The following is an 18671-nucleotide window of genomic DNA, read 5'->3' as shown; positions in this document are numbered from 1 at the left end:
GATATTAACATAGAAAGCGATTTGGGTTCAATGTAATTTTTATTATTGCGCTTTGGAGTTTCACCGGACTGCAATAATATGATATAAAATGCCAAAATATTGCTTAAAACTTTGGTGTGGGATTGCCAAAGGATAGAGAAATGTCATTACCTTTGTATAAAATAAGCGGCACCTCAGCAAAAGAAATAAATCCATTTATTTCATTTTGCATTCGGTTTGCATTATCTTTGTATAAGATAAGCGGCACCTCAGCAAAAGAAATAAATCCATTTATTTCATTTTGCATTCGGTTTGCATTATCTTTGTAGACAAATTTTCTGAACCTGATGGAGATATGAACGGATTACGAAACATTGAGTCAGAACACGGCATGGCGGTGGCGAGATGGATAACGACCTTATGGATGCTGACCATCGTTTGTCATGCCTCGGCACAACGGAAGGGTATCGTAATAGATGCCTCAACGAAACAACCGCTGAGAAACGTGTTCGTGAAATGCGACAACGACAGTACCATAAAGACTCCATGGGACGGTACATTCCAACTGCCGGAGAATTTCCAGACTGTGGCATTCTATCATCCGAACTTCGAAAAGAGGGTGTTGAACCACAAGGAGTTGACCGACACGGTGTTTATGCTGCCATCGGCAAGGATGCTCAACGAAGTGGTGGTATACGGCAAGAGGGGAAAAACAAGAGATTTCACAAGAATGACGACAATCGACAAACAATTGCTTGGCATAAAGCCGACGAATGGTTTCGACATTCTCGGACTGCTGAAACTCATCACCAACCCTATACAGCGAAGCATAGAACACAAAAAGGAGGTGAAGAAACAGAAGCGCAAACAGATATTGGATAATTATTAACCCATATATAACAGGAAAAAAACATCATTGCATGAACAACCTATACCTGCCCGCTGAATGGGAAAGACAAAGGGCACTGCAACTGACGTGGCCTCATAAGGACACGGACTGGAACTATTGTCTCGACGAGATAAACAACACGTATGTGGAGATGGCGGATGCCATAACAAGATATGAACCACTGATTATCGTGGCACCCGACACGAAGGAGGTAGAGAGGATGCTATGCGGCAGACTTTCTGAAGAGCAGATGAAAAGGGTGACGCTACACCAGTGTCCTACCAACGACACATGGGCAAGAGACCACGCCTTCATCTCGCTGAAAGAGAGGAATGCTGAAGACGGCCCTCTCACGCTGCTCGACTTCCGCTTCAACGGATGGGGCGAGAAATTCGAAGCGTCCCTCGACAATTCCATCAACCGCAGTCTGTATGAAAACGGCATCGTGGAAGGACGGTATGAAGACCACAACGACTTCGTGCTCGAAGGCGGATCGATAGAGAGCGACGGCAAGGGAACGGTGTTCACCACAAGCTGCTGTCTGCTTGCCCCCCACCGCAACCAACCTCTCTCGCGACAGGAAATAGAGAAGCGGCTGAAGGAGATGCTGCGTGCCGACCGCATAGTATGGATAGACTACGGACATCTAACAGGCGACGACACCGACGGACATATCGACACGCTGGTGCGCACTGCACCCGACGACACGCTGGTGTATGTGGGATGCGACGACAAGGAGGATGAGCAATACGACGAGCTGCACCGCATGGAAGAACAACTCGCCACGCTGCGCACCGACGACGGCAGACCATACCGTCTGCTGAAGCTGCCGATGCCGGAGGCGATGTATGAGGACGGTGAACGACTGCCTGCCACATACGCCAACTTTATCATCATAAACGATGCCGTGATTTATCCTACATACAACCAACCTGAGAACGACGAGGAGGCACGACGCGTCATAGCAGAGGCTTTCCCCTACAGGGAACTGATTGGCATAGACAGCAGCGTGGTGGTGAGACAGCATGGTTCGCTGCACTGCTGCTCAATGCAGTATTTCAAATAGACAGGGAAAGAGTCTTTGACGGGCGAAACCAAGTCATGTTATTCTGCTGACAGCAGCCCCCACCTGTCCTCCCCCGTAGGGGAGGGACAGATAGTAATGACCGGTGAAGGCAGCTGATGAAAATGACAAGCAGAGTAACCTCAGAGGAAAACAGCAACGGAGTAACCTGCATCTCCCCTACGGGGGAGAACGAGAGGGGGCTGATGACAATTAGCTGTAGTAACCAGTCCCTTCCCTTGGGGAAGGTTAGGATGTGTTTGAGGCAAGGATGGGTTTGAGGCCAGGATGGGTTTGAGGTCAGTCCTACATCTGTCCGATAGCTTTCTTGAGGTTCACCTGGGCAATCTTTATCTCCACCTCGGAGTCTATTTTCTGCGACTGCGCCTGCATCCATGCGGTCTGCGCCTCCATCACATCAGTGGTCTGGAGCACACCCTCCTTGAATCCCACGTTGGCACAGCGAAGGTTCTCCTCCGCCTTGTCCACGTTTTTCGTCGCCATAGCATATTTCTTACGTGCCTCCTTGAGCTTGAAGCTGCACTGGCTCACCTGGAGGTCCACCTTCTCTTGCGTCTCGGCGAGTTCGAGTTCGGCAATCGTAGTGGCAGCCTTGGCGGCGCGCACCTTGTAAGTGCCGTCCATCCAGTGCCATACGGGGATGCGTACCACCACGCCCACGTTCCAGACGCCGGCGAACTTCCTTGTGAATCCGTCGTACACGTTAGGGTTTGTCATGAGGTATCCTCCAGAGAGGAGCACCTGCGGCAGATAGGAAGCCCTGGCGAGTTTCGTTGCCTGGCGGCTGATGTCCACGGTATTGGAGAGCAGTTCCAGTTCGGGGCGATACCAGTATGCCACGGTGTCGGCACCGTTTACCGAATCCTCTTCGATGGCGATAGCCGAAGCCGCCTCGTCAGCAAGCGTGATGTCAGACTCCACAGGCATTCCGCAGGTCTGGCAGAGGAGCATCTTGGCAAGGGAGAGACCGTCTTCCACCTGCGTCACCGCCATCTCCGCCTCGTTCACCTTCACGCTGACCTTGAGTCCGTCAGCCTTGGTAGCCACTCCCGCCGTGATCATCTTCTGCACGTCGTCGTCGAGTTTCTGCACGAGCTGCAGGAAGCTGTTGGCGAGGTTGAGTTTATGGCGGAGCGACACCACGGTCCAGTAAGTCTGGTCGATGTTCTGCAGCGTGTTCTGGCGTGCCAGTTCCTCGTTTACGGCAGCCATCTTCTCGTTGATGTCGGCGATATTGTTTGCCGCCGTGATGGCTCCACCCATATATATCGGCTGCGTCACCATTGCCGAAGCCATATACATGGTGCGGTTGTTGGTGCGGAAGCCGTCCACCACATCCTGTCCCAGATGGTTCAGCGTTCCCTGCAGTTTGGGGTCGCTGATGCCGAGCAGTCCGCCGAGCGAGGTGCCGATGTTCTTGAGTGTGGACTTCTGGGTGTTGTTGAGGATTGAAATCTCACGGCTTGAGAATATCGCACCACCCATCACATCGAGGCTCGGCAGATATTTCGTGCGTGCCGACTTTCTCATCTGTGCCGCCATCTCTCGCTGCACGCGTTTCGATGCGAGCGTCTTGTTGTAGCCCAACGCCATGTCGCGGCAGGTCTGCAGAGAGAGCGGTCCGCCGGCCATCACCCTGCGTGCTGCCTGCACCTGGGGCGACGCCACACGCGCCTCACACTCTATTGTGTGTTGTGTTTCGTGATGGTCCGTCTCCTGAGCCACAGCAGCTGCGGCGAGGAGGGAGAGGACTATCGTTGCTTTTAATCTGTTCATTATGATATAATTATCGCAAGTTGACGAGTTGACGAGTTGACGAGTTGACGAGGAAATTAGCAGCGCGGACTCCTTGTTTACACGTATCTTGTCTACTCATTATTTGAATGTGAAGTTGCGCTGTCCGATGAGGTTGCCGTCGGCGAATACGCTCACACTGTATGTGCCGGGGTTGAGAGTCTCGCTCACGTTCCAGTACATAGTCACCGGAGTCTCGTTGCCGGTATATTCGATGGTCTTCGCCATGGTGTATTGCAGCGAACGGTTTTCATACTTGAACGATCCGCTGGCTCCCATCACTCCACCAGCCGGTGTGGTGATTCTGACATAGAGCTGGCGCTTGCCGTTCTGGGCTGTAACGTTTCGTGTTATGGTGAATCCCACGGTGATGAGCTTGGCGTCCTTGATTTTCTTCACGTTCTTCTTGGCTCCGTTTTTCTTCTTGGCTCCCATGGTGATGCCGGTGGCGTCGAGCTGTGCGGCGATTGCCACCTTCTCAGAGAGTGATGCCTTGTCGGAGTTGAGACCTTCGATCTGTCGGGTGGCCTCCTCATACTGTCCCTTCACACGGGTGTTCTCAGCTGTGAGGTTCTGGTTGAGACGATTGAGGGAGTCGATCTCGAGCACGTAGCTGCGGATTACGGCACGGCATGTGGCAAGCTCTTTCTTGAGGCGTGCTATCTCGCGAGCGTCACTGCTCTTCACGTTTTTGAGTTCCTGCAGCAGGGCTTCGGTGCGTTCCTGTTCGCGGGTGAGCTGTGCCACGATGGAATCGTTGTTGATGCGTGTTTTCATCTCCGAATACTGGTCGGCAAACTGCTGGTATTCGTTCTCCATCTCTTTCTTGTCCATCTCAGCGAGCTCCTGCATAGCCTTGTTAGCCTGTTTCTCTTTCTGCAGACTCATCGTGAGATAAGCTATTCCGCCGAGGAGCAGCACTCCCACTACTACCAATGGTATCAATACTTTCTTGTTCATATTGCTGATGTTTAAATTGTTACTCTGCCAATCACTTCTGCCAATCACTTCTCTACGGGGGAGAACGAGAGGGGGCTGATAATGATTGCCAGACAATGAATACCTATGACAGCAGCCCACACCTGTCCTCCCCCGTAGGGGAGGAATGGTTTGCATGCCTCTGAAAGCACTTGGATATGCAAGGTAACAAAATGGAATGTCATCTAAGCCCTTGAAATCTAAGCAAGGTAACAAAAAAAAATAACTCTAAGCCCTTGAAATCTAATCAAGGCAACAAAAAAGATAACTAAATACAAAATAACAATATGAGCCAACTAAGAATAGGAATTCTGCAGCAGAAGAAGACTGCAGACATCATTGAAAATATGAAAGCCATAGAGGAGAACGTGACAGACCTCGCCAGACGTGGCGCCGAACTGATCATCCTCTCTGAGCTGCACAACTCCCTGTATTTCTGTCAGGTGGAAGATGTGAACAACTTCGACCTCGCGGAGACAATACCCGGACCGTCTACCGACTTCTTCGGTGAACTGGCACGCCGCCTGGGAGTGGTGATGGTGATATCGCTCTTCGAAAAGAGAGCTGCAGGACTCTACCACAACACCGCCGTGGTGATAGAGAAAGACGGAACGATAGCGGGCAAATACCGCAAGATGCACATCCCTGACGATCCGGCATACTACGAGAAATTCTATTTCACTCCCGGCGACCTGGGATTCCATCCGATACAGACTTCAGTGGGAAAACTCGGAGTGCTCGTATGCTGGGACCAGTGGTATCCTGAGGCAGCACGCCTGATGGCGCTCCAGGGAGCTGATCTGCTCATCTACCCTACCGCCATCGGATATGAAACAAGCGACACACCAGAGGAGCAACAGCGCCAGCGCACGGCGTGGACAACGGTGCAGCGAGGACATGCCGTGGCCAACGGACTGCCGGTAGTGACAGTAAACCGCGTTGGCTTTGAGCCAGACCCATCGGGACAGACAAAGGGAATACAGTTCTGGGGCAGTTCGTTCGTTGCCGGTCCACAGGGCGAACTCTTCTATCAGGCTTCTGACGACGATGAGGAGAGTCTCGTTCTCGACATCGACCTCGGCCACAGTGAGCAGGTACGCCGTTGGTGGCCATTCCTGCGCGACCGCCGCATTGATGAATATGGCGACATAACAAAGAGGTTTATTGATTAGACAAGTGGATTACAACCAAGCAGTCATAAAAAATAAAGTAAACGTCCTAACGACCGATTTGGGTTAAAGATATCGCAAAATAAAAGACGGGCAGACAAGGATTCATTTCCTGTCTGCCCGTCATTTATTTTGCCATTATTCTAAACTGCCTTATTTCTTGCTAAGTCCTATTTTGCTGCCGAAGTTGCAGAACCAGAACACGTATACATAATAGATGAACATCATTGCCACAGCATAGCCAACGCCGAGTGCCGGGTTGTCAACAATCCATCCCATAAGCAACGGGAGAGTGGCGCCACCGACAACACCAAGGTTGATGATACCGGATGCCTTCTTCGTATGCGGACCGAGTTCCTGCAGACCGAGGTTGAACACCAACGGCCACATCACAGAATGGAAGAGTCCTGCGGCAAGCATTGCCCATACAGAAGCGATGCCGGTGAGGAAGAACGAAGCTGCCACACACAAGGCTCCGCAGCAAAGGCAAATGGAGAGGATACGACGCGGTTTGAACTTATTGAGAATAGCAGCTCCCACGAACCTGCCGACCATCATTCCGCCCCAATAATAAGGAAGGAAGTCTGTCGCTGTGCCATAGGCTGCCAATTCCGGATTGCTCTTGAAATAAGCAGGCAACATGGATGGCACTCCGAGCTCGATACCCAAATAGAAGAAAATGCCGAGCATACCGAACCAAACGTGAGCATAGCTGAACACGCTGCTCTTATACTCCTTGCGCTCACCGCCCTCCTCTTCTGCCTGCTGCTCCTCGTTGATGTTCGGCAACTTCATGAAGAAAAGCACGACACACAGGATAAGAGTGAATATGCCGAGTCCGAGATATGGTCCGGGCACTGCATCGGGAGTCTTGGCCTTGCCGGCGATGATGACGTAGGTGATGAATACCGGTGCCACAGTAGTGGCAGCGGAGTTGAGGGCATTAGACAATGTCATGCGGAAAGCTCCCTTTTCCGGCGAACCGAGCACCATGACGTATGGATTTGCCACGAGCTGAAGCATCACGATACCGAGAGCCACGATGAACATGCTGCCGAGGAACACGGAATATATCACCGATGTCTCCATACCGAGCAGCGACGAAATGCCAAAGTAGTTGATTACGAATCCGATGCCCACAACGGCGAGTCCGAGCAGCAGGGTCTTCTTGTAGCCTATCTTGTTCATCATCATTCCAAGAGGAATAGAGAGAGCATAGGCTCCATAGAATGCTGTGTTTACCAACTGTCCCTGAGAGTCTTTCAGTCCGAAAGCCTCTTTGCAGAACTCAATCATCGAATTGTTCATTGTTGTGATGAAGCCGATAAGAAACATCACGGCAAACATCACGATAAGCGCAAACGTATAGTTAGGCGCCTGCTTCTTTTGAATATTGTCCATAAGTTAGTAATATGTTTATATATTTATGTTTGTTGAGTACAAATTGACGAGTTGGCAAGTAAACGAGCTGACGAGCCACAGGTCAATAATAAATAGTCAATAGTTTATAACATGAACTGACGGGCTGACAAATTTATGAACCTCCGGGATTTCTCCTCTTCAATCCATAGATTTGTCAACCCGTCAACCGATATCTTTACGACAGTCTGTCCTCTGGCACACCGATCATTTCCTTCTTCACCACTGTGCGCTTGCGGATAGTGCGCTTGCGCTTCGGCTTATCCTCCTCTGCCACAGTCTTCACTCCGGCAAGTTCCGGGTCTATCATGATACGTCCGCAGTATTCGCAAACGATAATCTTCTTGTGCATCTTGATGTCGAGCTGTCTCTGAGGCGGAATCTTGTTGAAGCAACCACCACAGGCGTCACGCTGCACGTAAACGATGCCGAGGCCGTTGCGGGCGTTCTTGCGGATACGCTTGAAGCTTGTGAGCAGACGTGGCTCCACCTTCATCTCCAGATCCTTGGCTTTGTCTCTGAGGCGTTCCTCTTCGGCACGTGTCTCCTCGATAATCTCGTCGAGCTCGTTCTTCTTCTCTTCGAGAGCCTGCTTGCGGTCGTCGATCTGCTCCTCAGCACGCTTCAGGTCGCTCTTGCGCTCCTCCACCTTGGTGGCAGCCTCACGGATCTTCTTGTTGCAAAGCTCTATCTCAAGTGTCTGGAACTCAATCTCTTTCTTCAGCGTGTCATACTCACGGTTGTTCTGCACGTCGTCGAGCTGTTCGTTGTATTTCTTCACGCTTATCTGTGCAGCGGCGATCTCGGCCTTCTTCTGGGTGACAGCCTGCTGGAAGTCTTCTATCTCGTCCTTGATCTTCTCCACACGGGTGGTAAGACCGGCAATCTCGTCCTCAAGGTCTTGCACCTCGAGAGGCAGCTCTCCTCTGAGGGCTCTTTTCTCGTCGATGGCCGACAATGTGGTCTGCAACTTGTAAAGAGTCTCCAACTTCTCTTCTACTGTCAAATCTGTAGGATCTTTTTTAGCCATATTGCTTTTACAAATAAATTATAGGATTGGTGTTCTGGCTTGTGACAACGCATCTCACTCCTTCACACTGCTCCTCGATTATTGATTTAAATATTTCGTATGTATATTGTTCGCTCTGATAGTGGCCGATTACGGCAATCTGTATTTCCTGCTCATGAGCGAAATAATCATGATAGTGCATCTCTCCCGTCACGAAGGCGTCGGCACCGGCGGCTATCGCTTCCGGCAGGAGGAACGACCCTGCTCCTCCGCAGATGGCTACCGTGCGGATAGGGCGTCGCAGCAGCTGGTTGCACTGCACGCACTCCACATCGAACTCCCGTTTGAGCATCATGATGAAATCGTCTGCCGCCATTGCACCTGGCAACTCTCCCATCACTCCGCTGCCGCATGTGATACCATCCACCTGTTTCTCGGTGAAGAACTTCACACCGGTGAGCTGCATCTTCTCTGCCATCTTGAAGTTTACGCCACCCTGGGCATTGTCCATGTTGGTGTGCATGGAGAGGATCGTGATGTCATGCTTGATAGCCTTTGCCACTGCCCTCTGTACGTCGTCAGCCCCCACCACTCTTTTCAGCGGACGGAAGATGAGCGGATGGTGTGAGACAATGAGGTTGCACCCCTTTTCTACCGCCTCGTCAACGATGCTGCTCGTCACGTCAAGACACAATAATGCCCCTGAAACTTCCGCCTCTGTCAATCCAACCTGCAAGCCGGCATTATCAAAGCTCTCCTGCAAGGGCAGAGGCGCGAAACGCTCAAGGGCACGAACCACTTCTATTATTTTCACGCTTAACAGCCTTTAAAATGTTCATTCCGCTTTTACCTGTTGCACACCGCTGACATGCGGAATATACCTATTATAATATTATTAGAGTGCAAAATTAGCAAAACTATCTGATTTCTTGAAGAAATTACGCTATATATTAATATGTTTTAACCCAAATCAGCCAACAACAAGGTGAAAACAAGTAATTTCCACGGTTTTGATGACCAATTTGGGTTACAAAAACACGCTATGCAATGATGTATATCTGCTACCGCATCAGATTCCCCAATCTTCGGGACTTGCGGTTTTCTCCACTTTCTTCTCCACATCGTCGGGAAGCGACGGGAAGAAGTCGATGCCTGTGATGCGCTCCACTTCGTCTACGCTGTTCACATAGTCGCCTTTCGGACGGTTGCCATCCTCGTTCTTGTATATGAAACCGATTGCCTTCGGAGTGCCTTCCATACAGAGCACCACCTTGAAGAACGCTTCCGGCACCACGACCTTATTCTTGCCGATGGTCTTGTGCTTGCCTTTATATAGAACCGGACCGCACACCACGTACACCTTGCCGTATTGCTGTGCCCAACGGCGGCAGGCATTCTCCATCTCGTTCCAGTCGCCACGGTTCAGACTGGGATTCTGCGGACAGATATTGGTGAACAGAAACGACTCCCACATCGCCTCTTTGTCCCATTTGTTGTCGCCTGCCGGACACATGTGCCCGCGGTCGTAGCCTGAACTGTAGTAGTCCCAGTCTGTGGCTCTCGGTTCTGCCACGTCTTCGTCTTCATGAAATGCCTTGCGCGGACGCTTCACACCGCCTTCCAGCCTGCTGGCGTCAAGACGCCATGCCACCCAGTTGGGGAGTTTCGTGTCAGCGTTATACGACACGGCATACCCTCTTCGAGTGAGTATCTGCTCTTTCACGCCCTTCAGCGGAGCCGGTATCTCCAACCCGTCCGGATCAGCAGCCGCAATATCTACAGTCGACGCCCCCGCTTTATCCTGCGCCACACCGCTCTTCGTGGCAACGTCAATCAACCCCTTGACAATGTCTTTCGAACCGCCGTTGGCGGTGCATCCGAAGAAGACGGCAAGTACTGTGAGCAGAAGTATCTGCTTCCTGAATAGTTTTCTCATTTCGAATTATATCTTTAACTGTATTATTTAAGTTGCTTTAATGTCTGGTCAAAGGCTATTCTCCCATGGCATAGCCACACCATTTTCACAGGATGAAGGAAAAACATCCATCATTCTATTCGTTTGCAACTGCGAAGGTAATGATAATAATCGGAAAATCGTCATACACCAATGACGGAAGTGCAAAAAAAAGCAGAATTGTCACACTCTGTAAACCATAAAAAAAGATGATCCCTCAGCAAGCTCTCTATGCTAAGGGACCATCCAAAGAAATTGGTCTTGATTTGTTTACTACCTATTGAAAATTAACCTTTTTACCAATCTTCTGATGATTATCACATCATCAACACTAAACTAAACCTATTCTATATCTTTGTCGCCGACCGCATTAATGCCTTCCTTGCATTATCATCGTTGCGGATAGCTGTGTTACCATCTTGAAAAAGACTCACTGGCGGTCGTTTTTTTCTGCATCAAATTGGATTGAGAATAAAAGCGATATGGCTTACATCATATAGAATATGATTGCCAATGAGTCTTTTCTGAGCGTCGCGTCTTCTCAGATTGCCGCTCCCAATATCTACAATATTTATTTCCGCTTGCAAAGTTATCGTAAGAGCCCGCCAAGCAGTATAAAATTTGTTTCATATAATAATAAAAATCGTTCACGGTATCAAAAATAGCGCAAAATGAACATTTTATAACTATAAAAAGTAATTATCCGAAGCTTTTTTATGATGAAATATTCAGAAATATAGTTTTTCACTTATAAAACCTCACGACACAATTACTATCAATAACCGATGCAAATATAGAGAGAAATGAGACAAGCTGCAGCGTTTTGTGACACCGCAATCCAAAACATCACAATAAGAAGACAACATTAAACAAGACGCGATAAGACAAGAATCAGGACGGAGCGCCAGCATTAAATCATCTGCCGCTCCTTATATCGCTCGGCTGCATGCCATACTCGTCCTTGAAACATTTGGTGAAGTATGACGGTGAGGAGAACCCCACCTCGTATGCTATTTCGGCTATACCCTTGTCGGTATGCTCCAGCTGCGACTTCGCTCTCTGCAGACGCGATTTGCGCAGCAGGTCTACTACAGATAATCCCATTACGGCTTTCACCTTGCGATAGAGCTGCACTCTGCTGAGTCCCATTTCTCTGCCGATAGCCTCAACGCCAAACTCGCTGTAGCCCATATTATGCTGTATTATGAGACGCAGACGTTCCACAAACTCCTGGTCGGAGCTTGACATGCCTACAGGGTCTTCCGTCACATCCTGCATGCCCATGATTGAATCCTTGAGCTTCCGGCGGCTGCTCAGCAGGTTTTCTATTCGCGTTCTCAGAAGTTTCGAACTGAATGGTTTCGTGATATACGAGTCGGCACCGTTCTCATAGCCTTCTATCTTCTGTTCGTCAAGAGCCTTTGCCGAAACGATGATTACGGGTGTCTGACTGGTGGCGGAGTTTCGTTTCAGCTCCGCACAGAGTTCCAGTCCGTCGATTCCCTGCATCATGACATCGCTGATAACGAGGTCTGGATGGAATGTCCTCGCCATCTTGAGAGCCTCGTTGCCGTCGGCAGCCTCTATGATGACATAGTCGTCTGACAGTAGCGCCTTCATATAATCTCTTATCTCCTTGTTGTCGTCGGCGATGAGCAGCGTCGGTTTGTTGTCATCGCCTATCACTTTCTGCACCAGACTGTGTTTCACAATAGCGTCTTCGTCTGCCGGCGTTGCCGTATAATTATTGCCCGCGCCGGAGTCTTCGTCATCGACCGTGTAACAACAACTCTCCACAGCCATGTCTTCCACCTGCTCGCCACTGTGTTCTCTCGGTATCACCACAATGAAATTGGAACCCTGTCCCTCATGACTGCTCACCATCACTTGGCCTCCGTGCAGTTCAGCGTATGCCTTCACGATGGCGAGTCCTATGCCTGTGCCTCCCTCCGTGCCTTCGGTCTGGAAGAATCGTTCAAATACCTTTTCGCGGTCTTCCTCCGGTATTCCCTTGCCGGTATCGCTCACGCTGATAAGCACCTTACGGTCGGGCATGTCGCTCAGCGTCACCATAACGGTTCCTCCGGCAGGAGTGAACTTCACGGCATTGCTGACGAGGTTGAAGACAATGCGGTTTATCTTCTCCTCATCGCCAACAAAGTCGCTGTCGGTATACTTGTCTGTGTTTATCTCGAGGTTCACGTTTTTCTTCTCCACAGTAGGATAGAAGTCGCTCACCCATTGTCTCACCTTTTCTGCCAGACTGAAATTGCACAGATGCAATTTCACGTTGCCGTCCTGTATTTTCCTGAAGTCCATGATGTCGTCAACGAGCCGCCGTAGGGCATTGGCGTTGCGGCGCACGATGACAAGGAGGTTTCTGCCGTGTTTGCTCAGTTTTTCGTCTTTGAAGAGTTGTTCCACGGGGTCTACGATGAGCGTGAGCGGAGTGCGCAGCTCATGGCTCACGTTGGTAAAGAATCTGAGACGCGACTGTATGAGCGCTATCACTTCGGTATTGAGCTTGTTCAGCTCTTCGTTGCGCTTGGTGAGCTGCTGCGCGAGCTTGCCTTTTGCCATACTACTCTTCCGCATCATCACTACGGCTGCAATGAGGAGCACAAGTAATACCCCCAGCAGACTGATGAACAGTTCCTGTCCGCTGTTGTATCTCTGGTATTTGTTCACCTGATTATGCAACCGTTCGAGCATATTTCTCTGTTGCTCGGCGTTCAGGTCGGTCATCAGTGTCAGTTCGGCATTGTTTTTCGTGATGATGGTGGTAGAGAGGCTGTTACTGCGGTTGAAGTCCTTGCCTGTGAGTATCTTCATTGCGAGGTCTACCACTTCCTGTCCTCCTGTCGGGTTCAGATATGATGCGTCGAGAATACCTTCGTTCACCATCTCCACTCCTCCGCCTTTGCCGAGCAGCCCGTCCACACCCACGAATTTTACCTTTCCCGAGAGGTTGTGGCGGCGCATGGTGAGATATGCGGCATACGCCATACGGTCGTTATGGGCATAGACATAGTCGAAATCGGTGGTCTTTGCCAGTATCTTCTCCATTGCCTTTTCTGCCCCTGTCTGTTCCCAGTCGGCGCCTTCGCTCGCCACGATTTTCACATCGGGGTAGTTCTTCAGGGCATCCACGAATCCCTCGTGTCTGCCTTTGGCCGGCGAGGAGTTGTTGAGACCGCGTATCTCCACCACCCTACCGCTGCCGTTGAGCTGGTTGGCGATGTATGTGCCGAGAGCGAAACCGATGCGATAATTGTCGCAACCGATAAAGGCGGTGTATTTATTGGAGTTCGTCGTCCTGTCAAAGAATATCACGGGAATGCCTTTGTCGTAGGCGCGTTCAATGGCTTTGGTCACTCCGTCGAGCTGGTTGGGACACACCACAAGGAGGTCGATGCCTTCGTCCACCAGACTGTCTATCTGTGCTGCCTGCTGTGCGTTGTTGTCTTTGGCCGACTTGATGTCTACTTCCACGGAATCGTTGATATAACTCATGAAGCGGAACTCACTGTTCTGCTTTTGGCGCCAGCTGTCGTCGGAGCATTGGGAGATGCCGATTCTATATTTATGTGTTTTTTCGGAACAGCAAACCAGAGACATTGCAGCCACTGATGCCAGCATTACTGCCGCCACCATAGTGGATAACTTCCGACCAAAGTTTGTTTTATTCTGAATCATAATATCAAAAATACTTTTACGCATCAAGTTACATATCTATATTAATTATATACCTATTATATATAGCACAGGAAGTCTGTCATTGGATTTCCGTCTGCGTCTTATTACAAAGCTCTGCGCATATCGCCCTGACAGAACAAAAGCATGTTTCGCCCCGTCAATCCGGTTTACCTAAAACGTCCCCTTAACAGCACATGGGGATATCCCATTGCGCCCATCACAATGTAATTGCATTTTCCGATTCATGACAGTCGTCACAACGACCTCCTCTTATGCTTCGTAGATAATTGTAGATATCCTTATACTTTCAATACATTCACTCTGCAAATATACGACATTCTTTTCACATTAAGTCCATTTGCCGATAAAATTTCTTCTTTTCAGACAGACCACAGGCCGGCCACAAGACTACTGAAAATCCTTCATGCGGATGAGTGTCATTGCTTTAACCCAAATCGGCCATTAGGGCTTGCTTGGATTTTGTTTTTTAGAAGAGCGGATTTTGTTTGTCTTTTAATGAGTAATAGCGGGCTATTACGAATTAAAAACAAGCAAAAGACGCCTTATAAAAAGCAAAAGACTGCAAGCAGTTATAAAATATGACATAGAACGGCCTAATGACCGATTTGGGTTTAAGCCAAAACGGCCTAATGAACGTTTTGGGGTTATTGGGGCATGGCAGAAATTTTTGTGCCTGCATCTCTTGTAATAGCAATCTATTTTCTGCATTTATGACTTGCAGTTCTAAGATGCCGTATTCATTGGTATAGATAACGACCGGACTGCAAAGATATTGCTCTGTCGTGTCTTTTTGTTCATTCCGGCATAATGCTTTGAAATAACAAGACTCATTGCTGTCCGGTATAATTCTTCACGAAATGGGCAAGCACCGTGCCCAAGTGGGGCAAGCACCTTGCCCTTGTTGGGCAAGCACGTTACCCCAAGTGGGCACGGATACTGCCCGGAATGTGCCCAAAACATTCACAGAACGAAACCGCAGGAAAGGAATGCAATGGCTACATGGTCTGATGATACTTCCATGATACTTCTATGATACTTCTTTGTAAGGATAACGGAAAAGTATCATTCACGCAACACGCTCTCTTTCAGAGACATAAGCTGAAATCAATGGCTGAAAATGATACTTTGACACTTTGTTTCAGGAAAACAATTCCATGTAAGTGAACTAATTTCTCAAAAGAAGAAGAATATGACAAACGTTTTTACAAAAAAATATTACATACAAATAGTGTTTAATTGAAAAAAGAATTATCTTTGCATGAATACTTGAAAAAAATAAGTTTATGAAAAAATGCAAGATACTGATCGTTGACGACATTCCTACTAACGTAACGCTGATCTCTACCATAATAAAAAAGAAACTCGATGCCGACTCCGATACCGCACTGAGCGGAGAGGAGGCTCTGAAAAAGATTGAATCCTTCAACCCGGACATCATAATCCTTGACCTCATGATGCCGGGCGTAGACGGATGGGACGTGATTCGCAGCGTGAGAAGCAAACATGGCAAAGACGAGGTGGCGATAATCGTGACATCGGCAATAACAGACGAGGTGAACATGGCGGAATGCTATGACCTGGGGGTGAACGACTTCATCGAAAAGCCTATCCTGCAGAACAAGCTGCTCGACACGATTCGCCGACAAACGGAAAAAATCCTGGGATAGCCCATCATGAGGGAAATAACGAGACACATAAGAACGGGACTGCTGGTCCTGACCGTGTGCGTCATGGCATTGTCGCATGCCAACGCCGCCTTCGCACGAGAAGCCAAGAGGATTCTCGTGATAACCTCGCATAACCCCGACACAAAGAGGATTGCCCTCATCACCGACTTCACCCTGGGCGGACTCGCCATGCAGACCCACGTGATAAGACACATGAAGCGCCACAAGGATATAGAACTGGTGCTGCTCGACGGAAGGAGCAACACGATGTTTGAAATCTGCAACAAACTGAAGAACCTCAACGGGAAGAACACCGTGTTGTGGCTCGGCACATGGCGCATAGACAGCAGCGAGAACTATAGCCTGACAAGCACCGACGACGTGTTGAGAAAGGCAAACCCGCAGATTCCGGCATTCTCGCTGTCGTCAACCGGAATGGGCAACTGGGCGATAGGAGGATACACACCGGAATATACTCCACAGGGAAAGATGCTTGCCGACATGGCAATAGAATATCTCTACGGCAAGAAGACAAGAGGGAGCCTCTTCCATATCATACCGTCTACATATACCTTCGACCAGAAAATGCTCGAAGCCTTCAATAAGGAAGATGCCGAACTGCCACAAGACGCCGTGGTGCTGAACACAGCGACACACTTCTTCTCGGCAAACAAAAGCATAATATTGCCAACACTCGCAGTATTCGCTTTCCTCGCCATCGCCCTGGTTCTCGCAATATACTATCTCTTGAAGATGAAAAGACTGAGAGACGCTCTCGAAATACAGAGCGAGGAACTGAAAAGAGCGAAGGACATAGCAGAAAGAGCAAACAACGTGAAGACTTCGTTCATCGCCAACATGAGCCACGAGTTACGCACTCCGCTGAACGCCATAGTGGGATTTGCGAATCTTCTTGAAGAGGACGACTACGGGGAGGAGGAGAAGAAGCAGTTCTGCCACGTGATAAAGGAGAACTCGGACATGCTGCTCAACCTGATAAGCGACATCCTCGACATATCGAAAATCGAATCAGGCAAACTGCCTATCAGTCCGGAGGAATGCGACGTGATAGCCCTTAGCCGAACAAGCATACTGTCGGTGAAACACGCCAGCAAACTGGAAGATGTGGAATACATAGAGGATTTTCCCAGCGATGAGAGCCTTATGATATACACCGACCCGATGCGACTCAAGCAGGTGATGATAAACCTGCTGTCGAATGCCAGCAAATACACCAAGAAGGGATTCATAAAACTCACCATACGCCCCGACTACGGCACCGACTACATCACGTTCGCCGTGACGGACACAGGCTGCGGAATACCTGAGGACAAAGCGGAAATGGTGTTCGGACGGTTCGTGAAACTGAACCAATACGTGCAGGGCACCGGTCTGGGACTGTCTCTATGCAGGGTACTGACAGAGAGCATGGGCGGCAAGATATGGCTTGACACATCGTACACCAACGGCACACGTATGGTGTTCACTCATCCCCTCAACCTGAACAAAACGAGTCGGGGGGGGGTAAAAATGAGGAAACTGAAAAAAGTGCTGAAGGAGATATAGACGAGTTGACGAGTTAACGAGTGGACAAGTTAACGAGTTGGCAGGAAGGCGTCACGAATATCAAGATGAGCGAAGGACAGAGACAACACATTACACAAATGCATCATTTTGCAAAACCAACCAATCAAAACGTATAGTTTTAATATAAAAATGTTACTTTTTTAACCGACACAAATACAAGTAATCCGATTTTTTCATATATTTACGGCGGAAAAGCGATGTCTAACCTTAAAACCACATCATTATGAAGATCGGTATTCCAAAAGAAATCAAGAACAACGAGAACAGAGTCGGCATGACACCTGCCGGAGTAGCAGAACTGATACGCCATGGCCATCAGGTAGTGGTGCAGCACACAGCTGGAGAGAACAGCGGATTCAGCGACGACCAATACGAAAAGGTGGGGGCTGCCATACTGCCCGACATCGAAGCGGTGTATCAGGAGGCGGAGATGATAATAAAGGTGAAGGAGCCTATCGAGGCTGAATACAAACTGATAAAGAAGGACCAGCTGGTATTCACATACTTCCACTTCGCTTGCGACCGCCGGCTCACCGATGCCATGATTGAGAGCGGTGCCGTGTGTCTGGCATACGAGACTGTGGAAACCGACAACCATCAGCTGCCGCTGCTTATCCCTATGAGCGAGGTGGCAGGACGCATGGCTACGCTGAACGGTGCTTACTATCTGCAGAAGACCAAGGGCGGCAAGGGAAAGCTCATCAGCGGTGTGCCGGGAGTAGACCGCACGAAGGTGCTGATACTGGGCGGCGGCACCGTGGGAGAGGCTGCGGCGAGAATGGCATGCGGACTGGGTGCCGACGTATGGATAACGGATATCTCGCTGCCAAGACTGCGCCAGCTCGAAATGGAACTTCCGGTAAACGCACATACACTATACTCCACTGAACATAACATCAGAATGATGCTGCCAGACACAGACATCGTGGTGGGCAGCGTGCTCGTGCCGGGAGACAAGGCCCCACACCTCATAACAAAAGACATGCTGAAGATCATGCAGCCGGGAACGGTGCTCGTTGACGTGGCAATAGACCAGGGCGGATGCTTCGAGACATCCCGGCCAACGACCCACTCAGAGCCTGTATACACCGTGGACGGCATCGTGCACTATGCCGTTGCCAACATTCCGGGAGCGGTGCCAAACACTTCAACGACGGCGCTGACAAACGCTACGCTGAGATATGCCATCGCACTTGCAGACAAGGGCTGGAAAAAGGCATGCAAGGATGACCCGGCATTATACAGGGGACTGAACATCGTGAACGGCAAGGTGACATTCAAGGCTGTGGCAGACGTGTTCGGACTGGAATACGAGCCAGTGGAGCTTTGAAAAAGCATAGAACATATAATGTGACATCATGGGAAAGCAAAGATGCCGCATCGTAGTGATAAGATGTGGCGTCGCGGAAAAAAGCCAGAAGGGAA

15 protein-coding genes are annotated in these 18671 nt (G+C 49.5%); 6 read left to right on the top strand and 9 right to left on the bottom strand.

What is annotated here, in order from left to right:
• Positions 1-103: 103 nt before the first annotated feature.
• Positions 104-286, bottom strand: a complete 183-nt coding sequence (locus QVO99_RS10995; protein WP_288177250.1) for a hypothetical protein — start codon at positions 284-286, stop codon at positions 104-106.
• 48 nt (positions 287-334) lie between these two features.
• Here QVO99_RS10995 and QVO99_RS10990 point away from each other — a divergent pair, with 48 nt between their 5' ends.
• Both QVO99_RS10990 and QVO99_RS10985 read left to right on the top strand, forming a co-directional pair.
• On the top strand, positions 335-868 hold the full coding sequence (locus tag QVO99_RS10990; RefSeq protein ID WP_288177249.1) for a hypothetical protein: 534 nt from the start codon (positions 335-337) through the stop codon (positions 866-868).
• Between the two features lie 31 nt (positions 869-899).
• Complete coding sequence (locus QVO99_RS10985) at positions 900-1934, top strand: agmatine deiminase family protein (protein ID WP_022317664.1); 1035 nt, start codon at positions 900-902, stop codon at positions 1932-1934.
• 303 nt (positions 1935-2237) lie between these two features.
• Here the strand turns inward: QVO99_RS10985 and QVO99_RS10980 are convergent, their stop codons facing one another.
• The 3 genes from QVO99_RS10980 to QVO99_RS10970 all read right to left on the bottom strand — a co-directional run bounded on the left by QVO99_RS10980 (position 2238) and on the right by QVO99_RS10970 (position 4909).
• Positions 2238-3728, bottom strand: a complete 1491-nt coding sequence (locus QVO99_RS10980; protein ID WP_022317663.1) for a TolC family protein — start codon at positions 3726-3728, stop codon at positions 2238-2240.
• A 99-nt stretch (positions 3729-3827) separates the two neighbouring features.
• Positions 3828-4706: a hypothetical protein gene (locus tag QVO99_RS10975; RefSeq protein ID WP_022317662.1), complete on the bottom strand. Its 879-nt coding sequence runs from the start codon at positions 4704-4706 to the stop codon at positions 3828-3830.
• A 44-nt stretch (positions 4707-4750) separates the two neighbouring features.
• The gene (locus tag QVO99_RS10970) at positions 4751-4909 is read right to left on the bottom strand and encodes a hypothetical protein (protein ID WP_288177246.1); all 159 of its coding nucleotides are present in this window, start codon (positions 4907-4909) and stop codon (positions 4751-4753) included.
• A 102-nt stretch (positions 4910-5011) separates the two neighbouring features.
• On the opposite strand from QVO99_RS10970, the gene QVO99_RS10965 reads away from it, so the two are divergent.
• Complete coding sequence (locus tag QVO99_RS10965) at positions 5012-5896, top strand: carbon-nitrogen hydrolase (protein WP_022317661.1); 885 nt, start codon at positions 5012-5014, stop codon at positions 5894-5896.
• Positions 5897-6046: 150 nt separating this feature from the next.
• Here QVO99_RS10965 and gluP read toward each other — a convergent pair whose 3' ends face one another.
• From gluP to QVO99_RS10940, 5 genes are all read right to left on the bottom strand, one after another.
• A complete protein-coding gene (gluP, locus tag QVO99_RS10960) occupies positions 6047-7294 on the bottom strand; it encodes a glucose/galactose MFS transporter (protein ID WP_022317660.1) in 1248 nt (415 codons plus the stop codon).
• A gap of 196 nt (positions 7295-7490) precedes the next feature.
• The gene (locus QVO99_RS10955; RefSeq protein ID WP_022317659.1) at positions 7491-8342 is read right to left on the bottom strand and encodes a zinc ribbon domain-containing protein; all 852 of its coding nucleotides are present in this window, start codon (positions 8340-8342) and stop codon (positions 7491-7493) included.
• 7 nt (positions 8343-8349) lie between these two features.
• Complete coding sequence (locus QVO99_RS10950) at positions 8350-9135, bottom strand: Nif3-like dinuclear metal center hexameric protein (RefSeq protein WP_022317658.1); 786 nt, start codon at positions 9133-9135, stop codon at positions 8350-8352.
• Positions 9136-9390: 255 nt separating this feature from the next.
• Positions 9391-10257 (bottom strand): DNA/RNA non-specific endonuclease, encoded by an 867-nt coding sequence (locus tag QVO99_RS10945; RefSeq protein WP_022317657.1) that lies wholly within the window; start codon positions 10255-10257, stop codon positions 9391-9393.
• A 933-nt stretch (positions 10258-11190) separates the two neighbouring features.
• Positions 11191-13929 (bottom strand): substrate-binding domain-containing protein, encoded by a 2739-nt coding sequence (locus QVO99_RS10940; protein ID WP_288177243.1) that lies wholly within the window; start codon positions 13927-13929, stop codon positions 11191-11193.
• A gap of 1346 nt (positions 13930-15275) precedes the next feature.
• Between QVO99_RS10940 and QVO99_RS10935 the strand changes: the two genes are divergently transcribed.
• The 3 genes from QVO99_RS10935 to ald all read left to right on the top strand — a co-directional run bounded on the left by QVO99_RS10935 (position 15276) and on the right by ald (position 18576).
• Positions 15276-15659 carry a response regulator gene (locus QVO99_RS10935; RefSeq protein WP_022317655.1) on the top strand — a complete coding sequence of 128 codons (384 nt, stop codon included), beginning with the start codon at positions 15276-15278 and terminating at the stop codon, positions 15657-15659.
• 6 nt (positions 15660-15665) lie between these two features.
• Positions 15666-17225, top strand: a complete 1560-nt coding sequence (locus QVO99_RS10930; protein ID WP_022317654.1) for a sensor histidine kinase — start codon at positions 15666-15668, stop codon at positions 17223-17225.
• Between the two features lie 244 nt (positions 17226-17469).
• Positions 17470-18576 carry an alanine dehydrogenase gene (gene ald / locus QVO99_RS10925; RefSeq protein ID WP_022317653.1) on the top strand — a complete coding sequence of 369 codons (1107 nt, stop codon included), beginning with the start codon at positions 17470-17472 and terminating at the stop codon, positions 18574-18576.
• Positions 18577-18671: the final 95 nt, after the last annotated feature.

This window comes from Prevotella sp. CAG:592, assembly GCF_000436015.1.
GTDB lineage: Bacteria > Bacteroidota > Bacteroidia > Bacteroidales > Bacteroidaceae > Prevotella > Prevotella pectinovora.
This window is presented reverse-complemented; position numbering and strand designations above follow the sequence as displayed.